23 protein-coding genes and 1 pseudogene are annotated in these 21,524 nt (G+C 68.3%); 13 read left to right on the top strand and 11 right to left on the bottom strand.

The genetic code is table 11. From position 1 onward, the window contains the following. The first annotated feature begins 67 nt into the window (after positions 1-67). From DJ018_RS00695 to DJ018_RS00665, 7 genes are all read left to right on the top strand, one after another. The gene (locus tag DJ018_RS00695; RefSeq protein ID WP_111512886.1) at positions 68-982 is read left to right on the top strand and encodes a class I SAM-dependent methyltransferase; all 915 of its coding nucleotides are present in this window, start codon (positions 68-70) and stop codon (positions 980-982) included. After that, positions 979-1,704 carry a 16S rRNA pseudouridine(516) synthase gene (locus DJ018_RS00690; protein ID WP_276309797.1) on the top strand — a complete coding sequence of 242 codons (726 nt, stop codon included), beginning with the start codon at positions 979-981 and terminating at the stop codon, positions 1,702-1,704. The genes DJ018_RS00695 and DJ018_RS00690 overlap by 4 nt, the downstream gene beginning before the upstream one ends. Further along, positions 1,701-2,393 (top strand): polyamine aminopropyltransferase, encoded by a 693-nt coding sequence (locus DJ018_RS00685; RefSeq protein WP_111512885.1) that lies wholly within the window; start codon positions 1,701-1,703, stop codon positions 2,391-2,393. The genes DJ018_RS00690 and DJ018_RS00685 overlap by 4 nt, the downstream gene beginning before the upstream one ends. Positions 2,394-2,486: 93 nt before the next feature. After that, positions 2,487-2,846: a response regulator gene (locus tag DJ018_RS00680; RefSeq protein WP_111512884.1), complete on the top strand. Its 360-nt coding sequence runs from the start codon at positions 2,487-2,489 to the stop codon at positions 2,844-2,846. Positions 2,847-2,941: 95 nt separating this feature from the next. Beyond that, entirely contained in the window at positions 2,942-3,133 is a 192-nt protein-coding gene (locus DJ018_RS00675) for a hypothetical protein (RefSeq protein WP_111512883.1), read from the top strand. Between the two features lie 39 nt (positions 3,134-3,172). Then, complete coding sequence (gene greA / locus DJ018_RS00670; RefSeq protein WP_111512882.1) at positions 3,173-3,652, top strand: transcription elongation factor GreA; 480 nt, start codon at positions 3,173-3,175, stop codon at positions 3,650-3,652. A 91-nt stretch (positions 3,653-3,743) separates the two neighbouring features. After that, a complete protein-coding gene (locus DJ018_RS00665; RefSeq protein ID WP_111512881.1) occupies positions 3,744-4,703 on the top strand; it encodes a CsgG/HfaB family protein in 960 nt (319 codons plus the stop codon). 70 nt (positions 4,704-4,773) lie between these two features. Here DJ018_RS00665 and sugE read toward each other — a convergent pair whose 3' ends face one another. The 5 genes and pseudogenes from sugE to DJ018_RS19360 all read right to left on the bottom strand — a co-directional run. Beyond that, the gene (sugE, locus tag DJ018_RS00660; protein ID WP_111512880.1) at positions 4,774-5,088 is read right to left on the bottom strand and encodes a quaternary ammonium compound efflux SMR transporter SugE; all 315 of its coding nucleotides are present in this window, start codon (positions 5,086-5,088) and stop codon (positions 4,774-4,776) included. A gap of 83 nt (positions 5,089-5,171) precedes the next feature. Next, complete coding sequence (locus DJ018_RS00655; protein ID WP_111512879.1) at positions 5,172-5,570, bottom strand: response regulator transcription factor; 399 nt, start codon at positions 5,568-5,570, stop codon at positions 5,172-5,174. Between the two features lie 101 nt (positions 5,571-5,671). Beyond that, positions 5,672-7,294: an EAL domain-containing protein gene (locus DJ018_RS00650; protein ID WP_111512878.1), complete on the bottom strand. Its 1,623-nt coding sequence runs from the start codon at positions 7,292-7,294 to the stop codon at positions 5,672-5,674. Between the two features lie 170 nt (positions 7,295-7,464). Next, positions 7,465-7,686: a cold-shock protein gene (locus DJ018_RS19365; protein ID WP_240609489.1), complete on the bottom strand. Its 222-nt coding sequence runs from the start codon at positions 7,684-7,686 to the stop codon at positions 7,465-7,467. A gap of 177 nt (positions 7,687-7,863) precedes the next feature. After that, positions 7,864-8,061 (bottom strand): annotated as a pseudogene (locus DJ018_RS19360) (cold-shock protein); the annotation flags it as partial. Between the two features lie 188 nt (positions 8,062-8,249). On the opposite strand from DJ018_RS19360, the gene DJ018_RS00640 reads away from it, so the two are divergent. After that, positions 8,250-8,837 carry an LOG family protein gene (locus DJ018_RS00640; protein ID WP_111512876.1) on the top strand — a complete coding sequence of 196 codons (588 nt, stop codon included), beginning with the start codon at positions 8,250-8,252 and terminating at the stop codon, positions 8,835-8,837. 28 nt (positions 8,838-8,865) lie between these two features. Here the strand turns inward: DJ018_RS00640 and DJ018_RS00635 are convergent, their stop codons facing one another. Together DJ018_RS00635 and DJ018_RS00630 are read right to left on the bottom strand one after the other, a co-directional pair. Then, positions 8,866-9,189 carry a hypothetical protein gene (locus tag DJ018_RS00635; protein ID WP_133254188.1) on the bottom strand — a complete coding sequence of 108 codons (324 nt, stop codon included), beginning with the start codon at positions 9,187-9,189 and terminating at the stop codon, positions 8,866-8,868. Positions 9,190-9,259: 70 nt separating this feature from the next. Continuing rightward, a complete protein-coding gene (locus tag DJ018_RS00630) occupies positions 9,260-10,600 on the bottom strand; it encodes an Nramp family divalent metal transporter (protein WP_111512874.1) in 1,341 nt (446 codons plus the stop codon). Positions 10,601-10,709: 109 nt separating this feature from the next. Between DJ018_RS00630 and DJ018_RS00625 the strand changes: the two genes are divergently transcribed. Beyond that, on the top strand, positions 10,710-11,075 hold the full coding sequence (locus DJ018_RS00625) for a DUF6152 family protein (protein ID WP_111512873.1): 366 nt from the start codon (positions 10,710-10,712) through the stop codon (positions 11,073-11,075). A gap of 1 nt (position 11,076) precedes the next feature. Continuing rightward, positions 11,077-11,559, top strand: coding sequence for a hypothetical protein (locus tag DJ018_RS00620; protein WP_111512872.1), 483 nt, complete (start codon positions 11,077-11,079; stop codon positions 11,557-11,559). Here the strand turns inward: DJ018_RS00620 and DJ018_RS00615 are convergent. Then, positions 11,512-12,087 carry a GNAT family N-acetyltransferase gene (locus DJ018_RS00615; protein WP_111514606.1) on the bottom strand — a complete coding sequence of 192 codons (576 nt, stop codon included), beginning with the start codon at positions 12,085-12,087 and terminating at the stop codon, positions 11,512-11,514. The genes DJ018_RS00620 and DJ018_RS00615 overlap by 48 nt on opposite strands. A 77-nt stretch (positions 12,088-12,164) precedes the next feature. On the opposite strand from DJ018_RS00615, the gene DJ018_RS00610 reads away from it, so the two are divergent. Next, positions 12,165-12,953, top strand: coding sequence for a metal-dependent hydrolase (locus DJ018_RS00610; protein WP_111512871.1), 789 nt, complete (start codon positions 12,165-12,167; stop codon positions 12,951-12,953). On the opposite strand, the gene DJ018_RS00605 is transcribed toward DJ018_RS00610, so the two are convergent. Continuing rightward, a complete protein-coding gene (locus DJ018_RS00605; protein WP_111512870.1) occupies positions 12,954-14,708 on the bottom strand; it encodes an ATP-binding protein in 1,755 nt (584 codons plus the stop codon). It lies immediately after the preceding gene. Between the two features lie 323 nt (positions 14,709-15,031). Between DJ018_RS00605 and recA the strand changes: the two genes are divergently transcribed. Then, positions 15,032-16,099 carry a recombinase RecA gene (gene recA / locus DJ018_RS00600; protein ID WP_111512869.1) on the top strand — a complete coding sequence of 356 codons (1,068 nt, stop codon included), beginning with the start codon at positions 15,032-15,034 and terminating at the stop codon, positions 16,097-16,099. A gap of 242 nt (positions 16,100-16,341) precedes the next feature. Further along, positions 16,342-18,984 carry an alanine--tRNA ligase gene (gene alaS / locus DJ018_RS00595; RefSeq protein ID WP_111512868.1) on the top strand — a complete coding sequence of 881 codons (2,643 nt, stop codon included), beginning with the start codon at positions 16,342-16,344 and terminating at the stop codon, positions 18,982-18,984. Between the two features lie 6 nt (positions 18,985-18,990). On the opposite strand, the gene DJ018_RS00590 is transcribed toward alaS, so the two are convergent. Together DJ018_RS00590 and DJ018_RS00585 are read right to left on the bottom strand one after the other, a co-directional pair. Beyond that, on the bottom strand, positions 18,991-20,049 hold the full coding sequence (locus DJ018_RS00590) for an SGNH/GDSL hydrolase family protein (protein ID WP_240609421.1): 1,059 nt from the start codon (positions 20,047-20,049) through the stop codon (positions 18,991-18,993). Between the two features lie 116 nt (positions 20,050-20,165). Further along, positions 20,166-21,386 (bottom strand): NADP-dependent isocitrate dehydrogenase, encoded by a 1,221-nt coding sequence (locus DJ018_RS00585; protein WP_111512867.1) that lies wholly within the window; start codon positions 21,384-21,386, stop codon positions 20,166-20,168. Positions 21,387-21,524 lie beyond the last annotated feature (138 nt).

Here is a 21,524-nt window from a genome sequence, read left to right as displayed (position 1 = left end):
GATCGCTTGCTGGACTTCTCCGCCACCCTGCCGCTAATCGCCCGCACCTTCTGCGAGATCCTTCGTCTTGAGCTCCAATCCTACCGCCATCGTCTACGGCGCGCCGCCCGCCGATCTGGCCGAGCTTCCGGCCGGCGCTGTCCAGGTCTCTCCCTTGATCCCGGGCGCTGCGGCGCTGGAGGCGCTGGAGCCGGGGAGCCTGTCTGGGGCGGTGATCCAGGCGCCGCCTGGCACGGTGGAGCGTCGCTATGTGCTGGCCCAGGCGCTTCGCGCACTGGCGCCCGGTGCGCCGCTGACTGCCCTGGCGCTCAAGGAGAAGGGCGGCTCGCGCCTTCGCAAGGAGCTGGAAGCCTTTGGCTGCGAGGTGATCGAGAGCGGCCGCCGTCACCACCGGATCTGCGAGACCCGCCGTCCCGAGGCGCCCACCGGCCTCGACCAGGCGATCGCGGACGGCGGGCCGCGGCTTTCCAGGGAACTCGGGCTCTGGACCCAGCCTGGCGTTTTCAGCTGGGATCGTCCCGATCCCGGCAGCCGCCTCCTGATGTCCCTTCTGCCTCATCTGTCCGGGCATGGCGCCGACCTCGGCTGCGGCACCGGCCTGCTGGCTCATACGGTGCTGGCCAACAGCGGCGTCACCGCCCTCGAGCTGGTCGACATCGACCGTCGGGCCGTCGAGGTGGCGCGGCGCAACGTCGATGACCCGCGCGTCCGTTTCCATTGGGCCGATGCGCGCCGGGCGCCGGACCTGGGCGGATTGGACTTCGTGGTGATGAACCCGCCCTTCCATGACACCGGCATCGAGGACAAGGGGCTGGGGCAGGGTTTCATTCGTCGGGCCCACCAGATCCTGCGGACCGGCGGGCGCGTGTGGCTCGTGGCCAACCGGCACCTGCCTTACGAGCAGGTGCTGTCCGATCTGTTCGCCCAGGTGACGCCGCGCGGCGATGCCGCCGGCTTCAAGGTCTATGAGGCGCGCAAGTGAGCACCGTCCGCGTCGACCGCCTGCTCGCCAACATGGGCTACGGCTCTCGCAAGGAGATCCAGCAACTCGCCCGCGCCGGCCAGATCGTGCTCGACGGCGCGCCGTTCACCGATGCGGAGAAGCGGATCGCGGTTACGCCGGATCTTCCCAGCCGCATGCGCGTGCAGGGGCGGGCGGTCGATCCGCCGCCCGGCATGGCGCTGATGATGCACAAGCCGCTGGGCGTCACCTGCTCGCACAAGGAAAGCGGGGCGCTGGTCTATGACCTGCTGCCGGGCCGCTGGCGCGATCGCGATCCGGCCCTCTCCACCGTCGGGCGGCTGGACAAGGACACTTCCGGCCTCCTGCTGTTCACCGACGACGGCGCCCTGCTGCACCGTATCATCTCGCCCAAGAAGCATGTGGCCAAGCGCTACGTCGCCACCCTGGCCCGCCCGCTCGCCGGCGACGAGGCTGCGCGCTTTGCGGCCGGCGACCTGATGCTGGAGGGCGAGGACAAACCCCTGCTGCCCGCCGAGCTCGAACCTCTCGATGAAACCACCGTCCGGCTGACGATCCACGAAGGCCGCTACCATCAGGTCCGCCGCATGTTCGCGGCGGTGGGCAATCACGTCGTAGCGCTGCACCGCGACCGCGTCGGCGGGCTGGACTTGCCGGCCGACCTCGAGCCGGGCGCCTGGCGGCTCATGACGGCCGAGGACATCGCGGCGGTGTTCGCATGATCCGCTGGGAGCATCTCGACACCGCCCAGGTGCCGGGCGGCGATGAGCTGAAGCTCATGCGCCGCGGCGCCGAGTACTCGATCATGGCCGGCCCCATCGAGCTGATGAACAGCCGCATGAGCGGCTCCGAACAGGCGCTCGCCACCTTGTCGTGCGAGCGGATCGCCGGCCGCAAGGCGCCCCGCCTGCTGATCGGGGGCCTCGGGATGGGCTTCACCCTGCGCGCCGCCCTGGCGCACGCGCCCGCCGATGCGCAGATCACCGTGGCCGAGCTCGTCCCGGCGGTGGTCGCCTGGGCCCGTGGGCCGCTGGCCCACATCTTCGAAGGCAGCCTGGAGGATCCGCGCGTCACCGTCTTCGAAGGCGATGTCGCCGAGGCCATCGGGCAGGGCGGCTGGGACGCCATCCTCCTGGATGTCGACAACGGCCCCGGCGGCCTCAGCCGGGAAGAGAACGACGGCCTTTACGACCCCCGCGGCCTCGGCGCAGCTAAGCGGGCCCTGCGCCTGGGCGGCGTACTGGCGGTGTGGTCCGCCGCGCCCGACGCCCCCTTCAGCCAGCGGTTGCGACGGGCCGGCTTCCAGGCCGACGAAGTGCGCGTCAACGCCCACCGGAAAGGCCGCGGCGCCCGCCACGTCGTGTGGCTCGCATCCGTCGGGCAGCCGACGAAAAATCGCGCATCACCTTAATTCCACAAAAGAAAACGCGGCCGTGGGACCTTTCCTTTCTCTCGTTTGTTAGAGGGCGGACGGAGAGCTGGCGGGTCTCAAAAGAGAAGCTTGATGGCGAGCGTGTTGGTTGTGGAAGACGAGCCGCTGATCGCCGAGATCGTGAAAGAAGCGATCAGCGATCAGGGTCATTCGGTGGTGACGGCGAGCTGCGCAAGGGAGGCCTACTCCCTGCTGGAGCCGGAAGCGCGCAGCTTTGCGGCGATCGTGACGGATGTGGATCTCGGCGCCGGGCCGAACGGCTTCGCCCTGGCGCGCCGCGCCCGCGAGCTGAACCCGGACATCCAGGTGGCCTACATGACGGGCTCCGCGGCCAACCTTAGGCACTTCGAGGCAGACAAGGCGCTGATGTTCCCCAAGCCCTTCAGCCCGACCGAAATGGCCGAGCAGCTGGACCTGCTGATCGGCAGCTGACGCTTACCTGCGCCAGTCTGCCCTAGGTAATTCCACTATATGGCGAGTTGGCCCCTGCGGGCGCACTTGAAGAGCCTCAGTTCACTAGGCTTGCCATGTACCAGCTCAAGGTCTTCCACGAAGGCTCGACGACGCCCACGGCGACGCTCGCCATCACCCGGGCGTCGGAGGTGCTGACCCGCATTCCCGAGGTGCTGGCCCAGCACGCCGACTGCGCGCGCATCGACGTGATCTACGATGGCCAGAAGCTGTTCGCGGTGGACTGCGAGGGCAATCACCTGTCCTGACGCCTTTCCCTGATGGGCCGGAGCGCCTAAGTCCGGGGCATGGCCGTCGCGTTCACCAAGGAAGAGGACTACGAGTCCCAAGCCGCAGACCTGCCGGACCGGCCGGTCTCGCCTCATCCCAACCTCGTCACCTCTTCGGGGCTGGCGGCCATCGAGGCTGAACTCGCCGCCGCACGCGCCGCCTATGCGGCCGCCCAGGCGCAAGGCGGCGTCAGCGCCGACCGCACCGCCATGGCCCGCGCCACCCGCGACCTGCGCTACTGGTCCCAGCGCCGCGCCTCGGCCCAGCTCACCGAGCCTGAGCCTCAGGCCGACGTCGCCCAATTCGGCCGCACCGTCGAGATCGAGCGCGAAGACGGCCGTCGCCAGGCTTTCCGCATCGTCGGCGAGGATGAGGCCGAGCCCGCCAAGGGCTCCATCTCCTACGTCTCGCCCCTGGCCGCGGCCCTGCTCGGCAAGTCCGTGGGCGACGTCGTCGAGGTCAACGGCAGCGAGATCGAGATCGTCGCCGTCCGCTAGGGCGCCCTCGCAAATCGACGATATGCGGGTTGATTTCGCTCTACGGTGAAGCTAGACGCCCCGGCTCGACGATTTTCCCCGGGGGGATTCTATGCGCAAACTCACCACCGCGGCCCTCGCCGGGCTCGCGCTTCTGGCTCTCGCCCAGCCCGCCGCCGCCCAGTACGGCATGGACAAGAAGGGCCCCAAGAACGCCGCCACGCCGGAGCTTCCGAAGTGCGACAAGCCGCTGGGCCGCGTCGCCATCCAGGAGCCGGAGAACCGCTGGTGGACCGAGCTTGGCCTGTCCAACCCTGAATCGCTGATCAAGCTGTTCGCCATGCGCTCCAACTGCCTCCGGGTGGTGGACCGCAATGCAGGCCTGGCGATGCGCAACGCCGAGGCCGAGCTCGGCGCCGGCGGCGATCTGCGCCGCGGCTCCAACATCGGCCGCGGCCAGGTGGCCGCCGCCGACTTCTTCATCGTGCCGGACCTGGCGAACTCCAACGCCAACAGCGGCGGCAACGCCATCGGCGCTGTGGCCGGCGCCTTCGGCTCGCGCCTGGGCGCGGCCGGCATGCTGGCCGGCGGCCTGCGCACCAAGAAGAGCGAAGCCCAGGCGCTGATCACCCTGGTGGACGCCCGCACCACCGAGCAGCTCTACATCGCCGAAGGCGTGTCCCAGAAGACCGACATCGGCTTCGACCTGTCCGGCGGCGGCTGGGGCGGCGGCGGCTTCGGCGGCGCGTCCGGCGGCGGCTATTCCAACACCGAAATCGGCAAGGTGGTCACGGCCGCCTACTTCAACGCCTTTGTGGACCTCGTCGGCTACCTGCAGCGCAACGCCCCCACGGGCGCGGAGGCCAGCCAGGCCGCCGGCATGCAGGCCTACAAGGTCAAGCAGGTGATCGTCATGCGCAAGACCGCCTCTCCGCAGGCCGCCAAGGTGCGCGACTTCGCGGTGGGCGACATGGTCTACCCGACCGGCCAGAAGAACGGCATCTGGTGGGAAGTGGACGACGAGAACGGCAACCGCGGCTGGGTGTCCTCGGCCATGATCGGCCCGGGCTAGGACGCCTCCTCCAACCCGAGAAGCGGCCCGGCGCACCCATGCGCCGGGCCTTTTTCGTTGCAGCCGGCCCTCAGGACGCGACCTTCATCAGCACCAGCCCGCCGACGATCAATGCCGCCGCCGCCACCCGCATCGGGCTCAGCGGCTCGCCCAGCAGCGCCGCGCCCACCACGAACGCGCCCACCGCCCCGATCCCCGTCCAGACCGAATAGGCTGTGCCCATGGGCAGGCTTCTCATCGACCAGGACAGCAGGCCGAAGCTGGCGAACATGGTGGCGAAGGTGATCAGGGTCGGCGTCAGCCGGGTGAAGCCGTGCGACTGCTTCATGAAGAACGCCCAGACGACTTCCAGCAGTCCGGCGATGAACAATGCGAACCAGGCCATGGGCCCTCCTGTTTCCAAAGGGGCCGGGCCGTCCCGGACATCGGCCCTGACGGATCAGGGGGAGGGCGTGGCCTCGCGGGCGGCTAGTTAGGCGGCGCGTCCTGCGGGGGCAAGTCCCGGGCGCCAATATCCAGAACCTGGACGGCGCGCTCGGCCAGTTCGGCCGGTCGGAACGGCTTGGGGAACATTTCGCCGCCGTCCACGCCGAAGCGGCCCATGTGGGCGGCGTGGCCGGTGATATAGATCACCCGAAGCGAGCCGTTCAGCTGCCGCGCTCGCCGGGCGACGTCGAACCCCGTGGTGCCCTCGCCAAGGTTGATATCGGTGATCAGCAGCTCGTATCCGCCGGCTTCGGCTTCCAGGATCTCGTAGGCGGCGCGGTCGGACGCCGCCGAGCGAAGCTCCAGACCGCGCTCCGCGAAGGCGTCTTCGATCAGTTCGCGGATGTCGGCCTCGTCCTCGACCAACAGAATTCGCGCCATTCCGTCCTCCGGAAGTGTCGCCTACCCGACAGCGGCGCGGATCGCAACATGGCTAACGCGGGTTCCACGCTCTTGGCGCATAGAAGGCCGTCTGGAGGCTCTCAGCGGCTCAGCGCAGGCCGCATCCGCGCCTTGAACGGGGCCCGTTCCAGTTGCGGCTTGGGCGCGTCGAGCGCAGCGCCATACAGCCAGCCTTGGGCGAAATCCACGCCGGCCCGCCGCACGGCGTCCTCCGCCGCGGTGGTCTCCACCATCTCTGCCAGGGTCCGCACGCCCAGTTCGCCACACATCTGGACCAGATGCTTCACGAAGGTGGCTTCCCGACCGCCGTGCTGCAGGTCGCGGATGTAGCGGCCGTCGATCTTCAGCACGTCGAGAGTCAGTTGCTGCAGGTAAGCCAGGCTTGCGGCGCCGGCGCCGAAGTCGTCCAGGCAGATCTCGCAGCCTTTCGCCCGCAGCGCCTGCAGGTGCCGGTCGGCAAGCGCCAGGTCGTCCAGCGCGGCGCTTTCGGTCAGCTCGAACATCAGCCGGCCCCGGCTCTTCGGGTAGGCGTCGATCAGGGCGCTGGCCTGCTCGATGAACCGTGCGCTGGCGATGGTCCGGCCGGAAACATTGACGGCCAGTTTGATGCCGCCTTCGCGGGCCAGGGTCTGAACCGCGCGCTCGAGGATGGCGAGGTCCAGCGCCTCGATCAGCTCCATCTCCTCGGCCATGCGGATCAGCGGGAAGGGGCTCTCCTCGTCGCCGAACCGTACCAGGGTCTCGTAGTGGTGCAGGGCGCCGTCAGCCAGCCGCACCACCGGCTGGTAGACCAGGCGAAACTGCTTGTCCCGGATCGCCGCGCCCAGGGCACCCACCTCGTCTAGGGTCTTCTGCATGGCCCGGCTCAGCGCCTCGCTGAGGGTCGAGGGGCCGCTGGCCCCGGGCCCGTCCCGCAGGAAGGTGTCCAGCGAGAAGCGGAGCGCCTTCATGGTGTGCCGCGATCCGCCCTCCGTCTCAGGGTCGCTGCGCAGGGGGATCACGTCGGCGCGCGGGCGGATCGGACGCTCCGGATCCACGTCCATCAGCTTCCCGACCCGCTTGACCAGGGTGTCGGCCCCTTCGCCCCGGGCGCGAACCAGGGCGAACCGCTCGCCGCCCAGTTCGGTGGCCGCCTGGCCCCCGTGGGCCTGGGCGCGCAGCACGCCCGCCAGGCGCGCTTCCAGCTTCCGGCGGCTCTCGCCTTCGGCGGCTTCACGCGCGGCCGCCAGTCCGGCCAACTCCACCAGCGCCAGCTCCAGGTCGGCGCCCGTCGCCTTGGCCGTCTGCAGCAGTGCGGTGGTCAGGTCTTCGAACGCCTGCCGGTCGTGCATCTCGCCGGGCGGCGGCGCGCGTTCCGGGGCTGCGAACGAAAAGGCGCAGGACAGGGCGTCCCCATTCTCGGGGACACGGAAGGCGGACAGCACCGCAGCGCGGGGCGTTCCGTCGTCGGCGCGAAGGCGCGCCAGGATGGGACCGCCACGCTGGCCAGTTTCCAGGCCGTCGAACAGCGCTTCCAGCATCGGCCAGTCAGCTTCTTCGACCATGGCGCGCCAGGGGCGGCCGATCAGGTCGTCTTCGTGGCTTCCGGAAACAGCTTCGCTGGCGCCCAGCGCATAGGTGATCACACCGCTCGGCGAAATCTCGATGAGCAGGTCGGCGCTCGCAAACGCGAAGCCGAGCAGCCGGTGTGACCCGATGGTCAAGAAAGGGGCTCCTGTCAGCCTTGGCTGAGGAGCTTAAGCAGCACGGCCTTAACCCGGGGTTTCAGCCAGCTGCACGCGCGGCGATCGCAACGCGCGAGATCGTCCCGTCGCAACGGGCGGCCTCAAAAGGAAAGGGCCTCTTCCGCCTGGCGGAAGAGGCCCCGAAGCCTTTAGCCCTGAACCCGAAGGTTGGTGGCCGAGGTCTTGCCGCTGCGGCGGTCTTGTTCGAGGTCGAACGAGACCGACTGGCCTTCGTTGAGGCCGCGCAGGCCAGCCTGCTCGACGGCCGAGATGTGGACGAAGATGTCCTGGCCGCCGTCTTCCGGCTGGATGAAGCCGAAGCCCTTGGTGGGGTTGAACCACTTCACCGTGCCCGAGCCCGAGCCGGCGATTTGGCCGGCCGGACGACCGCCGCCGCCGCCGCCGCCGAAGCCGCCACGGCTGCCGCCGCCGAAGCCGCCACGATCGCCGCCGTAGCCGCCGCGGTCACCGCCGCCGAAGCCGCCGCGATCGCCGAAGCCGCCGCTGCGCGGAGCACGCGCCGGAGCCGCGCCTTGGCCGGTGACGACCAGCGCGCCAGCGGAGAGCTTGCCGGACCGGCGGTCCTGCTCAAGCTCGTACGAAACCTGATCGCCTTCGTTGAGGCCACGCAGGCCCGCTTGCTCGACTGCCGAAATGTGGACGAAGACGTCGGAGCCGCCGTCATCCGGTTGAATAAAGCCAAAGCCCTTAGCGGTGTTGAACCACTTGACCGTGCCGCTCGCCATTCGCGTGACCTAACCGAGATAGAAGTCTGCGCCGTTTCCTTAACGACGCCCGGCCATCGAGTGTGAGGGCCGTGGAAGGATATGTAGCTGGCGAATGGGCGCGAGGCCAGCCACACAGTGACTCAACAGCGCAATCGGCCTATCAGAGCGCCCCTTTTCGCCCTCAGCTTGGTCACAGAAGGCCTTTCGTGAACAGCATCTGCATCTACTGCGGGTCCGCCGCCGGGACCGATCCGGCCTTTCTGGAAGAAGCCGTCACCGCCGGAACCCTGATCGCCCGCCAGGGGCTCACCCTCGTCTACGGCGGCGGGCGCGTCGGTCTGATGGGCGCTGTGGCTGACGCCGCCCTGGCTGCTGGCGGCAAGGTGGTGGGGGTGATGCCCGAGGACCTGGTCAACCAGGAGATCGGCCACACCGGTCTTTCCGAGCTGCATGTGGTCAGCTCGATGCACGAGCGGAAATGGAAGATGGCCGAGCTTTCGGACGGCTTCCTGTGCCTGCCGGGCGGGCCTGGCACCTTCGAGGAAATCTTCGAGCAGTGGACCTGGGCCCTGCTCGGCTTCCACAACAAGCCCTGCGGCTTCGTCAACGTGAACGGCTACTACGAGCCGCTGCGCGCCGCGATCGACAACATGGTCGAGAAGGGCTTCCTGGCGAAGCCCTACGGCGACATGCTGATCTACGAGAACAGCACCGAGGCGGCGATTGAGCGCTTCCGCGCCTACACCCCGCCGCCGCCGAAATGGGGCGTGAAGCCGGTGGAGCAGCGGTACTAGAGCCCGCCGCCCGCACCGAAGCCTCGCGTCAGGGCGCGGCGCTGCCGGTCGCGCCGGCGCTGGTCTGGGCCGCCATGCCGCCCTCGGGGGCGGTGGTGGTCGCAGGCGCGCCTGCGCCCGTCGCGCTGTTCGCCGGCGCCTGGGCGGTCACCTCAGGCGAGTCCAGCTTGTCGGTGTCGGCCCCGATCGGGGTCACCTGGCCATTGGGCGTGTAGGCGGCGGTGCCCACCGCATTTTCGGCGGTCGTGCCGTCGCCGTTTTGAGCCGACTTGTCGCAAGCGGCCAGAAGGCCGGAGCTCGCCAACAGCGCGCCGGCGGCCAACCAGGCCGCGCTCTTCGATCGCATAAGCATCCAAGTTCTCCGTGCGGCGGACGCGCATCGCCCGCACGGGCCAAACCGGCGCTCGCCGCCGGGGTTCCGCTCAGGCCAGCAGGCCGCCGCCGATCTTCGCCACCAGCCAGATATCCGCTGCGGTCAGCAGGCTGAACAGGCCCCACGCCAGCAGCCTGAAAGCGGCCGGCGTCACGAACCGCCCCATCAGCTGCTTGTCCGAGGTCAGCCGCACCAGCGGATAAAGGGCGAACGGCAATTGGGCCGCCAGGATCACCTGGGTGAACACCAGCAGGCGACCGACCGAGCCTTCTCCCAGGATCAGCACGCCCGCCAGGGCGGGGACCACCGCCAGCACTCGGGTGATCACCCTTCGCTGCCAGCAGGGGATCTTCAGGTTCAGGAAGCCCTCCAGAACCACCTGGCCCGCGATTGTGCCGGTGAAGGTTGAACTCTGGCCCGACGCCAGCAGCGCCAGGGCGAAGGCGACGCCGGCCAGCGCCGCGCCCGTGATCGGCTCCAGCAGCCGGTGGGCGTCCTCGATGTCGGCGATCTCGGTGTGCCCGTTGGCGTGGAAGGCGGTGGCCGCCAGCAGCAGGATCGACCCGTTCACCAGCATCGCCAGCAGCAGGGACACCACTGTGTCCGCTGTGGCCAGCCGCACCGCTTGTCCCGTCTGCTCCGCACCCACCCGACGCGTCTGCACGATCGAAGAATGGAGGTAGAGGTTGTGGGGCATGATCGTCGCGCCCACGATGCCGATCGCAAGATAGAGCGCGTGCGGCTGCTCCAGCCGCCGCAGGTCCGGGATCATGCCGTGGGCCACGGCCGCAGCGTCTGGCCGCGCGAGGATCAGCTCCAGGAGGAAGCATCCGCCGATGGTCGCCACCAGCGCCAGGATGATCGCCTCCACCTTGCGGAAGCCCACGCCCTGCAGGCCGAGCACGAAAAGCAGGTCGAGCGCCGTCAGCAGCACGCCGCCCCACAGGGGCAGGCCTAGCAGCAGCTTGAACGCCAGGGCCGCGCCCAGCACCTCGGCCACGTCGGTGGCGATGATCGCGATCTCCGCCAGCACCCACAGGAAGATCCGCGTCGCGCCGGCATAGCGGTCGGCGCAGGCCTGGGCGAGGTCACGCCCGGTCACCAGCCCCAGCCGCAGCGCCAGGCACTGGAACAGGATGGCCCCCAGGCTCGACAGCCCGATGATGAACAGCAGGTCCGTGCCCAGCCGTGAGCCGGCCTCGATGTCCGTCGCCCAGTTGCCGGGGTCCATGTAACCTACGGCCACCAGCAGGCCGGGTCCGGCGAAGGTGGCGATCCGCTTCCAAAGGTTTGCGCCCTCCGGCGTCGCGATCACGCCCCGCACCTCGCTGGGACAGAACGGCGCCGTGGCGGTGGTGGGCAGGCGGAAGAGGTCGTTGATGCGGGACATCAGGCCTGTTTTGCGTGAGCTGGGCGCCAGGCTCCAGCGCTTTCACACCGGCGTGATCTGAACCGCCGCGCTTCGGCGCTAAGATGGATCATCACAAGGAGGACCGTTCATGCTGAAAGCTCTTGGTCTCACCGCCCCCGTGGCCGCCGCTGTCGCGGTCATGCTGGCGCCTGCCGCCGCCGTCGCGCACCACGGTTGGGGCTCCTACGACGCGGAGAAGACGATCCGGGTGACCGCGCCGCTTTCGGACGTCGCCTGGCGCAATCCCCACGGTACAGCCAAGGTAGCTTATCAGGGCAAGACCTGGGACGTGGTGCTGGCGCCTGTAGCTCGCATGGAAGCCCGAGGTCTCACACCCGCCATGCTGGCGCCCGGCAAGGCCGTGACGCTGGAGGGCTATCCCCGGCGTGACGGCACGGCCGAGATGCGGATCGAGCGGGTGACGGCGGGCGGCAAGACGGTCGAACTTCGCTGACATGGAGGCGCTCTCGGCGCTGGCCGCCGGTCTGGAGGCTTCGCCGCTGGGCGCCTGGGTGCGGGGCTCCGCCATCGGCTACCCGCTGGCCAACCTCCTGCACCTTCTGGGGCTGATCCTGCTGCTCGGCGGCATCGGGCTGATGGACCTGCGGCTGGCCGGCCTGTTTCGCCGGCTGCCCGTCGCCGCCCTGTCGCAGGTGCTGATCCCGGCCGCGATGCTGGGCTTGGCCCTGCTGGTCGCGAGCGGAACCATGATGTTCGCCGCCGACGCCCAGCCGCTGCTTCGCTCGACCGTGTTCCGTTGGAAGCTGCTGGCCATCGGCCTGGCCTTGCTGAACGTCGCAGCCTTTCACGCCCTCTGGGGCCGCCGCTTCGAGGACTGGGATCGCCGGGCCGGGATTCTGGCCCGCTTCATGGCCGCCGGCTCTCTTCTTTTATGGCTTTCGGCCGCCACCCTTGGCTGCCTGATCGCTTACGCCTGAGGGCCCGAGCGGCTTCTCCAAGACGACGAAGTGCAGGTCGTCGCGCAGCGGCAGGCCGAACCTGGCGTCTCCGTAGGGGAACGGCTCTGTTTCGCCGGTCGGCTGGTAGCCGCGCCGCAGGTACCAAGCGATCAGGGTCTCGCGTAGATTGATGACGGTCATGCGGAGCCGCCGGGCTCCCCGCTCCAGCGCCGCGCCTTCCACCGCTTCGAGCAGGCCGCGCCCAAGTCCTCGATCCTGCAGCTCCGGCCGCACGGTCAGCATGCCGACGTACCAGGTCTCGCCTTCCGCCGGCTGCAGCCAGGCCGTGCCAAGCGCCGGCCCGGCGGCGGTCTCCCGCAGGACCAGCAGCGCCGCGCCTGGCTCTGCTGCAAGATCACGCGCCAGGGTCTGCGGATCGGTGCGTTGCCCGCCCAGCAGGTCGGCTTCGGTGGTCCAGCCCTGTCGCGAGCTGTCTCCGCGGTAGGCGGAGTTCACCAGCGTGGCGACATCCGTCAGGTCGGCCGGGGTGGCGGGAAACAGCGGCATGAGTTCCCAAAGCCACATCCAAGCGGACTTCGCCAGTCCGCTACCATTCCTTCAGCCTGCGCGGCGACATTGGCGTCATGCTGACAGTTCGTGACCGCCGCTTCGACATCGACGCCGCCGCCGTAGGCGAGTGGCGGAGCTGTGAGCCGGTCGCGGCGGCCTTCTACGACAGCCTGTCGGCGTTGTTTCCCCAGGGCGAACGGTTCTTCATGGACAGCGTCCGCCGCTACCGTGACGCCGTCGGCGGCGAGCTGGCCGGCCAGGTCCGCCAGTTCATCGCCCAGGAAGCGCTGCACACCCGCGAGCACCTGGCCTTCAACGCCCAAGTCGAGGCCTCCGGCCACGACATCGCCCCGCTCGAGACGCGCACCCGGCGCGAGCTGGACCGCGTCCGCGTTCGCAGCGACGTGGCGCAGCTTGCCACCACCGTGGCCCTTGAACACTTCACCGCCGTGCTGGCCCATCACCTGATCGCTCATCCGGAGCACCTTGCGGCGGCGCCTCTGGAGACCCGCCGCCTTTGGCTGTGGCATGCGGCCGAGGAGATCGAGCACAAGGCCGTGGCGTTTGACGTGCTGGCGGCGGTCACCTCCGGCTGGTCGCCGCTGCGCCGCTGGGCCTTCCGCAGCTGGCGCTATCTCGACACCCTGTGGCGGCTCCTGCGCGTCATGGTTCCGAACTTCGTCGAGCTGCGCCGCCAGCACGATCCCGGCGCCCGCCCCCTCGCTGAACTCGCCCTTTTCCTGCTGGGTCGGCCGGGGCTGCTGCGACGCATGGCGCCCGAACTCGCCAAGTTCTTCGCCCCTGGCTTCCATCCCTGGGCGCTCGAGGACGCCGCCCTGGCCGAGGCGGCCCTGGCGGCCTGATCAGGCCGCGCGCCGGCCTTGCGCCGTCAGCGCTTCGGCGGCTGAAAGAACCGCCATCAGCGCGCTGGTCTCAATGGGCTTGGCCAGGTGCAGGTCGGCCCCGGCGATCCGCTGCGCCTGAACCTGCTCGTGCAGGGCGTCGGCGGTCAGCGCCACGATGGCGGTCCGCCCCCGCCCGTGCGCCTTCTCTTCGGCTCGGATCTCGCGGATGGCGGTCATCCCGTCCATCACCGGCATGCGCATGTCCATCAGCACCACGTCCCACTCGCCGCCGCGCCAGAGCTCCAGCGCCTCCTGGCCGTTGGCCGCCATGGTCGGATCGCACCCCAGTTCCGCCAGCAAGGTGCGCAACACAAGCTGGTTGATAGGATTGTCTTCTGCACACAGCACACGCATCGGTCGGAGCGCCTGGATCTGCGCCTCCTCGCGATGCGGAACCGCCGCCTCCCGCAGGTAGGCGAGGGGCAGTCGAACGACGAAGGTCGAGCCTTCGCCCAGCTTGCTCTCCGCCCGGATGTCGCCGCCCATCAGCCCGCAAAGCTCCCGGCAGATCGCCAGGCCCAGGCCCGTGCCGCCGAAGCGCCGCGTGATCGACCCATCGGCCTGGGTGAAGCGCTCGAACAGTTCGGCCAGCTTGTCCGGAGCGACACCGATCCCGGTGTCCGACACCCTCAGCTCCACCCCCTCGGCCGTACGCTGCGCCCGGATCGTCACCTCGCCTTCCGAGGTGAACTTCACAGCGTTTGAGACCAGGTTCGAAAGGATCTGCCGCACCCGCGCCGGATCGCCCAGGTACAGGCCCTGCGCCCAAGCCAACTCCGTCCGCAGAACCACATCCTTCTCGGCGGCGCTGGCGGCGAACAGGGTGGCGATGTCCTTCACCGCAGCGACGAGGTCGAACTCGGCCGCCTGGATGTCCAGCCGCCCGGCCTCGATCTTCGACAGATCAAGGACGTCGTTGAGGATGGCGAGCAGGGCCTTGCCCGAGCTGCGGATCACCTGCACCTGCTCGGCGCTGCGGGGATCGAGCTGGGCGTGCGACAGGGCTTCCGCCATGCCCAACACGCCGTTCAGCGGGGTGCGGATCTCATGGCTCATCGTCGCGAGGAAGGTGCTCTTGGCCGCGTTGGCGTCCTGCGCCGACAATAGAGCGTCGTGCAGGTCTTCCGTCGTCCGCTCCGCCTTGAGACGGCTTTCCACCAGATCGCGGAACGTGTCGGCGCTGGCGTGGTGCAGGTTGCGCGCGTTCGCCAAAAGCGCGGCAGCCATAGCCACGACGGCGACAGCATGCGCGGGCGGTGCGAAGGCCAGGATGCTCAGGACCACGCCGGCAGCCGGCACGGGCGCCGAAGTGTAGAACATTAGCCGCGTCAGGTTGTGCTGGGCGCAGATCACCAGCAGCACCGCCGTGCAGATCGCCAGGGCAACCGCTCCGCCCATGCTGCCTTCTTGGAAGATCATCATGGGCGGGGCCGCGTAGAGCGCGGCCAGAACGGCGGCCCAGATGGTCAAGTCACGCATGGCGCGACGGGCGATCGCCGGCTCGTTCAGCCGGTGAAGCACTGTCCGGCCCCAGAGCCTGAGGCCGATCTCAGCCGAGCCAAGCAGGCCCGCCCAGACGGCGGTGCTCGTCGCAGGCAGCAGGCCGGAGCTGATCAGCGCGTAGCAGATGACCGCCAATCCGAGGGCTCGGAGCACGACGTGATCGCGCACCGCCCGCTGGAAGAAGAGTTCGATGGCGATCTGTTCGAACAAGAGCGGGTTCCGGAGCTCCCCCTCGCGGGGCTCGCCGTCGTTCTACCGAGCTATGATTTCCGAGTGGTTGAGCAGGGGGAAAAACCTCAGCAAATCCTTCAACTAAGCAGCCGTTCTGCCGAGCGTAGAGCAAGGGGATCGGCCCGCCGCAGGTTTGTCCCGGCAGGCCCAAGCGTTGGTGCAACTAGCGGATGCGCCGCGGCCCGATCCAAAAGAGAACATCTTGCGAACGTAGAACAAACGGCGTACATGTGAGTCCTCGGCCGCGGCGAGGCGCCCAACAGCCGGGTTGGCGGAATCGTGGGATAAGAGGGCTCGGATAAATGACCCAATCGGCGTTGAGGCTCGTGGCAAAAGAAGAAGGTGATAAGCAGCGCGCTCTGGAAGCGGCGCTGTCGCAAATTGATCGGGCCTTCGGCAAAGGCTCGGTGATGAAGCTCGGGAACAAGGGCAAGATCGTCGAGATCGAGTCCGTGTCGACCGGCTCGCTCGGCCTGGACATGGCGCTCGGCATTGGCGGCCTGCCTAAAGGCCGGATCGTCGAGATTTACGGTCCGGAGTCTTCCGGTAAGACGACGCTCGCACTCCATGTGGTGGCGGAAGTGCAGAAGGCCGGCGGCACCGCCGCCTTCGTTGACGCCGAGCACGCCCTGGATCCGTCCTACGCCCACAAGCTGGGCGTGAACCTGGACGACCTGCTGGTCTCCCAGCCGGACACCGGCGAGCAGGCGCTCGAGATCACCGACACCCTGGTGCGCTCCGGCGCCATCGACGTGATCGTGGTCGACTCCGTGGCGGCCTTGACCCCCCGGGCGGAAATCGAAGGCGAGATGGGCGACCAACTCCCCGGCTTGCAGGCCCGCCTGATGAGCCAGGCGCTGCGCAAGCTGACCGGCTCGATCTCCAAGTCCAAGACCCTGGTCATCTTCATCAACCAGATCCGGATGAAGATCGGGGTCATGTACGGCTCGCCCGAGACGACCACGGGCGGTAACGCCCTGAAGTTCTACGCCTCGGTCCGCCTCGACATCCGCCGCACCGGTTCGGTGAAGCAGCGTGACGAGATCGTCGGCAACAACGTCCGCGTGAAGGTGGTGAAGAACAAGGTGGCCCCGCCGTTCCGCGAGGTCGAGTTCGACATCATGTACGGCGAGGGCATCTCCAAGCTGGGCGAGATCATCGACCTCGGCGTCAAGGCGGGCGTCATCGACAAGTCCGGCTCGTGGTTCTCCTACGGCAGCCAGCGGATCGGCCAGGGCCGCGACAATGTTCGCGAGTTCCTCAAGAACAACCCGGACATCGCTGCTGACATCGAGAAGGCCGTGCGCGGCGCCAAGGATGCGGTGGAAGAGAAGCTGCTCGTCGGCCCCTCCGAAGAGGACGACGTCTAAAGAGACCTCTCTCGCGGGCTCTTGCGGCGACCGAGGCGAGCTCACCCGCCAACCCGGCCCGTCTCGACCCCCACCCTGCACGCAAGACGCCGCCGAGAGGCCAGGACGTCTGGAGCCCCACGCTCCAGGCGTCCTTTTCTTGCGTGCTTTTCCTTTGGCAGGGGGCGCCGTAAACGGTCGCCCGTCCTTAAGTTTGTGCGGCGCGGTCTTTCCGCGCCCCAGTCCGGTTAAGAAACGACGCCATGGCGAGCCTGAACGAGATCCGCAGCCACTTCCTCGACTACTTCCGGCGTGGCGACCACGCCGTGGTCCCGTCGGCTCCGCTCGTCCCGCAGAACGATCCCACCCTGCTGTTCGTCAACGCCGGGATGGTGCCGTTCAAGAACTACTTCACCGGGGCTGAGACCGCGCCGTTCCCGCGCGCCACCTCGTCCCAGAAGTGCGTCCGCGCCGGGGGCAAGCACAACGACCTCGACAACGTCGGCTACACGGCGCGCCACCACACCTTCTTCGAGATGCTGGGGAATTTCTCCTTCGGCGACTACTTCAAGGCCGGAGCGATCGAAGCGGCCTGGGGCCTGATCGGCAAGGAGTTCGGCCTAGCCAAGGACCGGCTGCTGGTCACCGTCTACCACACGGACGACGAGGCGGCGGAGCTCTGGAAGAAGATCGCGGGCTTCTCCGACGACCGGATCATCCGCATCGCCACGTCCGACAACTTCTGGTCCATGGGCGACACTGGCCCCTGTGGACCTTGCTCCGAGATCTTCTTCGACCACGGCGATCACATCCCTGGCGGCCCGCCCGGCAGCCCGGACGAGGATGGGGATCGCTTCGTCGAGATCTGGAACCTGGTGTTCATGCAGTACGAGCAGTTCGCCAACGGCGAGCGCACCAGCCTTCCCAAGCCCTCCATCGACACGGGAGCCGGGCTGGAGCGCGTCGCCGCCGTGCTGCAGGGCGTGCACGACAACTATGACGTCGACCTCTTCAAGACGCTGATCGCCGCGAGCGTCGAGGCGACCGGGGTGAAGGCGGAAGGACAGGCCCAGCCGTCGCACCGCGTCATCGCCGACCACCTGCGTTCGTCCAGCTTCTTGATCGCGGACGGCGTCACGCCCTCCAACGAAGGTCGCGGCTATGTCCTGCGCCGGATCATGCGTCGGGCGATGCGTCATGCGCACCTGCTGGGCGCGAGCGAGCCGCTGATGCACCGCCTAGCGCCGACCCTCGTCGAGCAGATGGGCGAGGCCTATCCGGAACTGAAGCGCGCCGAGCCGGCGATCATCGACACCCTGCGCCAGGAAGAAGAGCGGTTCCGCCGCACCCTCGGCCGCGGCATGACCCTGCTCGACGAAGCCACCGCCGGCCTGGTGGAAGGCGACGTCCTCCCGGGCGAGACCGCCTTCAAGCTGTACGACACCTACGGCTTCCCGCTCGACCTGACCCAAGACGCGGTCCGCGCCCGCGGGCTGACGGTCGACACGGACGGCTTCGACAAGGCGATGGAACGCCAGCGCGAGCAGGCCCGCGAGAACTGGGTCGGCTCCGGTCAGGTCAGCGCGGCCGGCGAATGGTTCGCCATCCGCGATCGTCTGGGGCCCACTGACTTCATCGGCTACGACACCGTGGAGACCACGGCCGAGTTGCTCACCCTCGTGGTGGACGGCCAGGAAGTCGACCAGGGTCATTCCGGGCAGCGCGTCCAGGCGCTGTTCGACCGCACGCCATTCTACGCCGAGAGCGGCGGCCAAGCGGGCGATCAAGGAGAGGTCGAATGGGACGGCGGCAAGGGCCGCATCCACGACACCAGCAAGCAGGCGGGCGACCTCCACGTCCACGATCTGGAGATCGTTGCCGGCACGCTGAGCGCCGGCGCCCGCGTGCGCCTGGCTGTCGACGCCGATCGCCGCGCCACGACCCGCTCCAATCACTCCGCCACCCACCTGCTGCACGCGGCCTTGCGCAATGTGCTTGGCCGGCACGTCACCCAGAAGGGCCAGATGGTGGACGGCGAGCGCATCCGCTTCGACTTCAGCCACGGGCAACCCGTCACGCCTGAGGAGATCGATCGGATCGAGGCGGAGGTGAACGCGGTGGTCCGCCAGAACCTGCCCGCCGAGACCAAGATGATGGCCGCCCAGGAAGCCATCCAGGCCGGCGCCATGGCTCTGTTCGGCGAGAAGTACGGCGACACCGTCCGGGTCCTCACCCTCGGCAAGGCGCTGGCTGGCGAGGGCGACTACTCCGTCGAGCTGTGCGGCGGCACCCACGTGGCCCGCACCGGCGATATCGCCCTGTTCAAGATCGTCTCGGAAAGCGGCGTCGCCGCCGGCGTGCGCCGGATCGAGGCTCTGACCGGAGAGGCCGCCCGCCGTTGGCTGCTGGAGCAGGCGGCGGTCGCCAAGACGCTGGCCGAGCAGTTCAAGGTTCCGGTCGCTGAGGTCGGTGCGCGCGTGGAGGCCCTTGAGGCTCAGCGTCGCAAGCTCGAAAAAGAACTCGCCGACGCCAAGCGCCAGCTCGCCATGGGCGGCGGCGGCGCGGCGTCCGGGCCTGAGGACATCGGCGGGGTCCAGGTGATCGCGCGCGTCATGGAGGGCGTCGGCGGCAAGGACCTGCGACCGATCGCTGAGGAGTTCAAGAAGCAGCTGCCCAGCGGCGTCATCGCCTTGATCGGCGTGGCGGAAGGCAAGGGCGCCGTCACCGTCGCCCTCACTGGCGAGGCGGCCGGACGCTTCAACGCCGCTGAACTGGCCAAGGCGGCCGTGATCGCCATGGGCGGCCAGGGCGCGGGCGGCCGGCCCGACTTCGCCCAGGGCGGGGCGCCGGATGGCTCTAAGGCCGCCGACGGCCTCGCCGCGGTCAAGGCCGCGCTGGCCGGCTAGGGCAGCTCAGCGAGCCCAGAGCTCCGGCCCGAACAGGCCGGCCGTCATCACTAGCTGCTCAGCCAGTGCGGCATGGTCGTTCAGGCTTGGGTGGTAGTCGCAGGCTGTAAGCTCCAGGCCGCTGAAGCCCAGAACACGGACCCGACCAGGAAGGCGGCGGCTCACCTGCGAGGCCACATCCTCCACCTCGCCGCGCCAGTCGGCATTGGCCATCAGGATGAATCGCGCCTGCGGCTGCCGCTTGGCGAGTTCCTGGACGAAGGCGACGTACTGCGCCCGGTAATCGGCTCGCAGCTCTTTCTGGTCGGACCAGCGCTCGCCCGTGTGCAGCGGTGTCGAAAAATCGTTCGTACCCAGGCCGATAACGATGAGCTGCGGCTTCCAATCGGGCGAGTTGGGCGCTTGCCCCATAGAATCCGCCGGTATCACTCTTGGATAAACCTTCAGCGCCGACAGCTCGGGCGAGACCCCGTTGTAATTGCGCACCACGCCGAAGCCGGACCAGGCTTCGACCCCGTAGTCAGCGTCAAGCTTCTCGGCGAAAAGGGGCCCGAACGCCTTACGGGTGTCGGTCGTGTCGTGGATCTCGGTCTGGCTGCAGGTGCGGCTGCCCGACGTGTTCGCATAGCCGACGGTATAGCTGTCGCCGATGAATTCGATTTGCCGGGAGAGTGGCGCGGCGGGCAGGGGGCTGGTCGCCTTTCCGGGGAAGAAGCCCAGGAACCGCGCGCGGCTGTTCCGATCCTCGGTCGTCTTCTGCAGCCGGATCGTGTGTTCGCCCGGTCCGAGATCCGAGAAGGTCAGTCGCGTTGGGCCGGGCTCACGCACGATGGCCCGCTCTTGTCCGTCAATGATCACCGCCAGGTGCTCGCCCTGGGTTTCGGCCGCAACACTGACCTCCGGCCCTTTGAAGCGGCTCTCGAAGTAGACCCCCGGCCAGCCGAACTCGTGTGCGCCGCCTGGCAGAGGCGTCGTTCGTCCGCCTATGTTGACCGGCAGGGGCTCGGCCGCCACGGCCGCTGTGGCCAGCAACCCAGCCACCAAGCCCGCGATATTCCCCACCACGCGCAACGCCTCCGAAGATCCTGCTTCATCGTAGCCCAGCATCAGGCTGGTGCATGCGCAAACAAAAAAGGCCGCCCGAAGGGGCGGCCTTTCCGTGATTAGATCACGAGGAGACCTTAGGCGGCTTCAGCCAACGCCTTCTCGAGGTTCTCGGCCACGCGGTCGATGAAGCCTTCGGTGGTCAGCCAGCCTTGGGTATCGCCCACCAGCAGGGCCAGGTCCTTGGTCATGGCGCCGCTTTCGACGGTGTCCACGCAGACCTTCTCCAGTGTCTTGGCGAACCGGTCGAGCTCGGCGTTGCCGTCGAGCTTGGCGCGGTGCTGCAAGCCGCGGGTCCAGGCGAAGATGGAGGCGATCGAGTTGGTCGAGGTCGCTTCGCCGCGCTGGTGCTGGCGGAAGTGGCGGGTCACCGTGCCGTGGGCGGCTTCGGCTTCCATGGTCTTGCCGTCCGGCGTGACCAGCACCGAAGTCATGAGACCGAGCGAGCCGAAGCCTTGGGCGACCTGATCCGACTGCACGTCGCCGTCGTAGTTCTTGCACGCCCAGACGAAGCCGCCGGACCACTTCAGGGCCGAGGCGACCATGTCGTCGATCAGGCGGTGTTCGTAGACGATGTTCGCTTCCTTGAACTTGTCGGCGAACTCAGCCTCGTAGACTTCCTGGAAGATGTCCTTGAAGCGCCCGTCATAGGCCTTGAGGATGGTGTTCTTGGTCGACAGGTAGACCGGGTAACCGCGTTGCAGGCCGTAGTTCAACGACGCGCGGGCGAACTCGCGGATCGACTCGTCGAGGTTGTACATGCCCATGGCGACGCCGCCGCCGGGGAACTGGAACACCTCGTGCTCGATGACTTGGCCGTCCTCGCCCTCGAACTTGATCGTCAGGCGACCGGGGCCCGGCACCTTAAAGTCGGTGGCTTTATATTGGTCGCCGAAGGCGTGACGGCCGACGATGATCGGCTGGGTCCAGCCCGGGATCAGGCGCGGCACGTTCTTGCAGATGATCGGTTCGCGGAAGACCACGCCGCCCAGGATGTTGCGGATGGTGCCGTTCGGCGACTTCCACATCTTCTTGAGGTCGAACTCCTTCACCCGCGCTTCGTCCGGGGTGATGGTGGCGCACTTGACGCCGACGCCGTGCCGCTTGATCGCCTCGGCCGCCTCGACCGTCACCTTGTCGTCGGTGGCGTCGCGGTTCTCCATGCCCAGGTCGTAGTAGTCGAGCTCGAGATCCAGGTACGGGAAGATCAGCTTGTCCTTGATGAGCTTCCAGATGATCCGGGTCATCTCGTCGCCGTCGATGTCGACGACCGGGTTGGCGACTTTGATCTTGGCCATGTGGCGCGGCGCTCCAAGGGGAATTGTCGTTGCGGCGCGTGATAGCGGACGCGGGCGCGGACGCAAAGGCCGCGCAGGGGCCGGGCGGCGCGGGCGGCCTGATCGATGCTCTCGGCTTGACCTCGCCGGCGGCTCAAG

Origin of the sequence: Phenylobacterium deserti (assembly GCF_003254705.1) — a bacterium.
GTDB classification, from domain to species: domain Bacteria; phylum Pseudomonadota; class Alphaproteobacteria; order Caulobacterales; family Caulobacteraceae; genus Phenylobacterium; species Phenylobacterium deserti.
The sequence above is the reverse complement of the archived record's forward strand: the minus strand, read 5'-3'. Positions and strand labels throughout refer to the sequence as shown.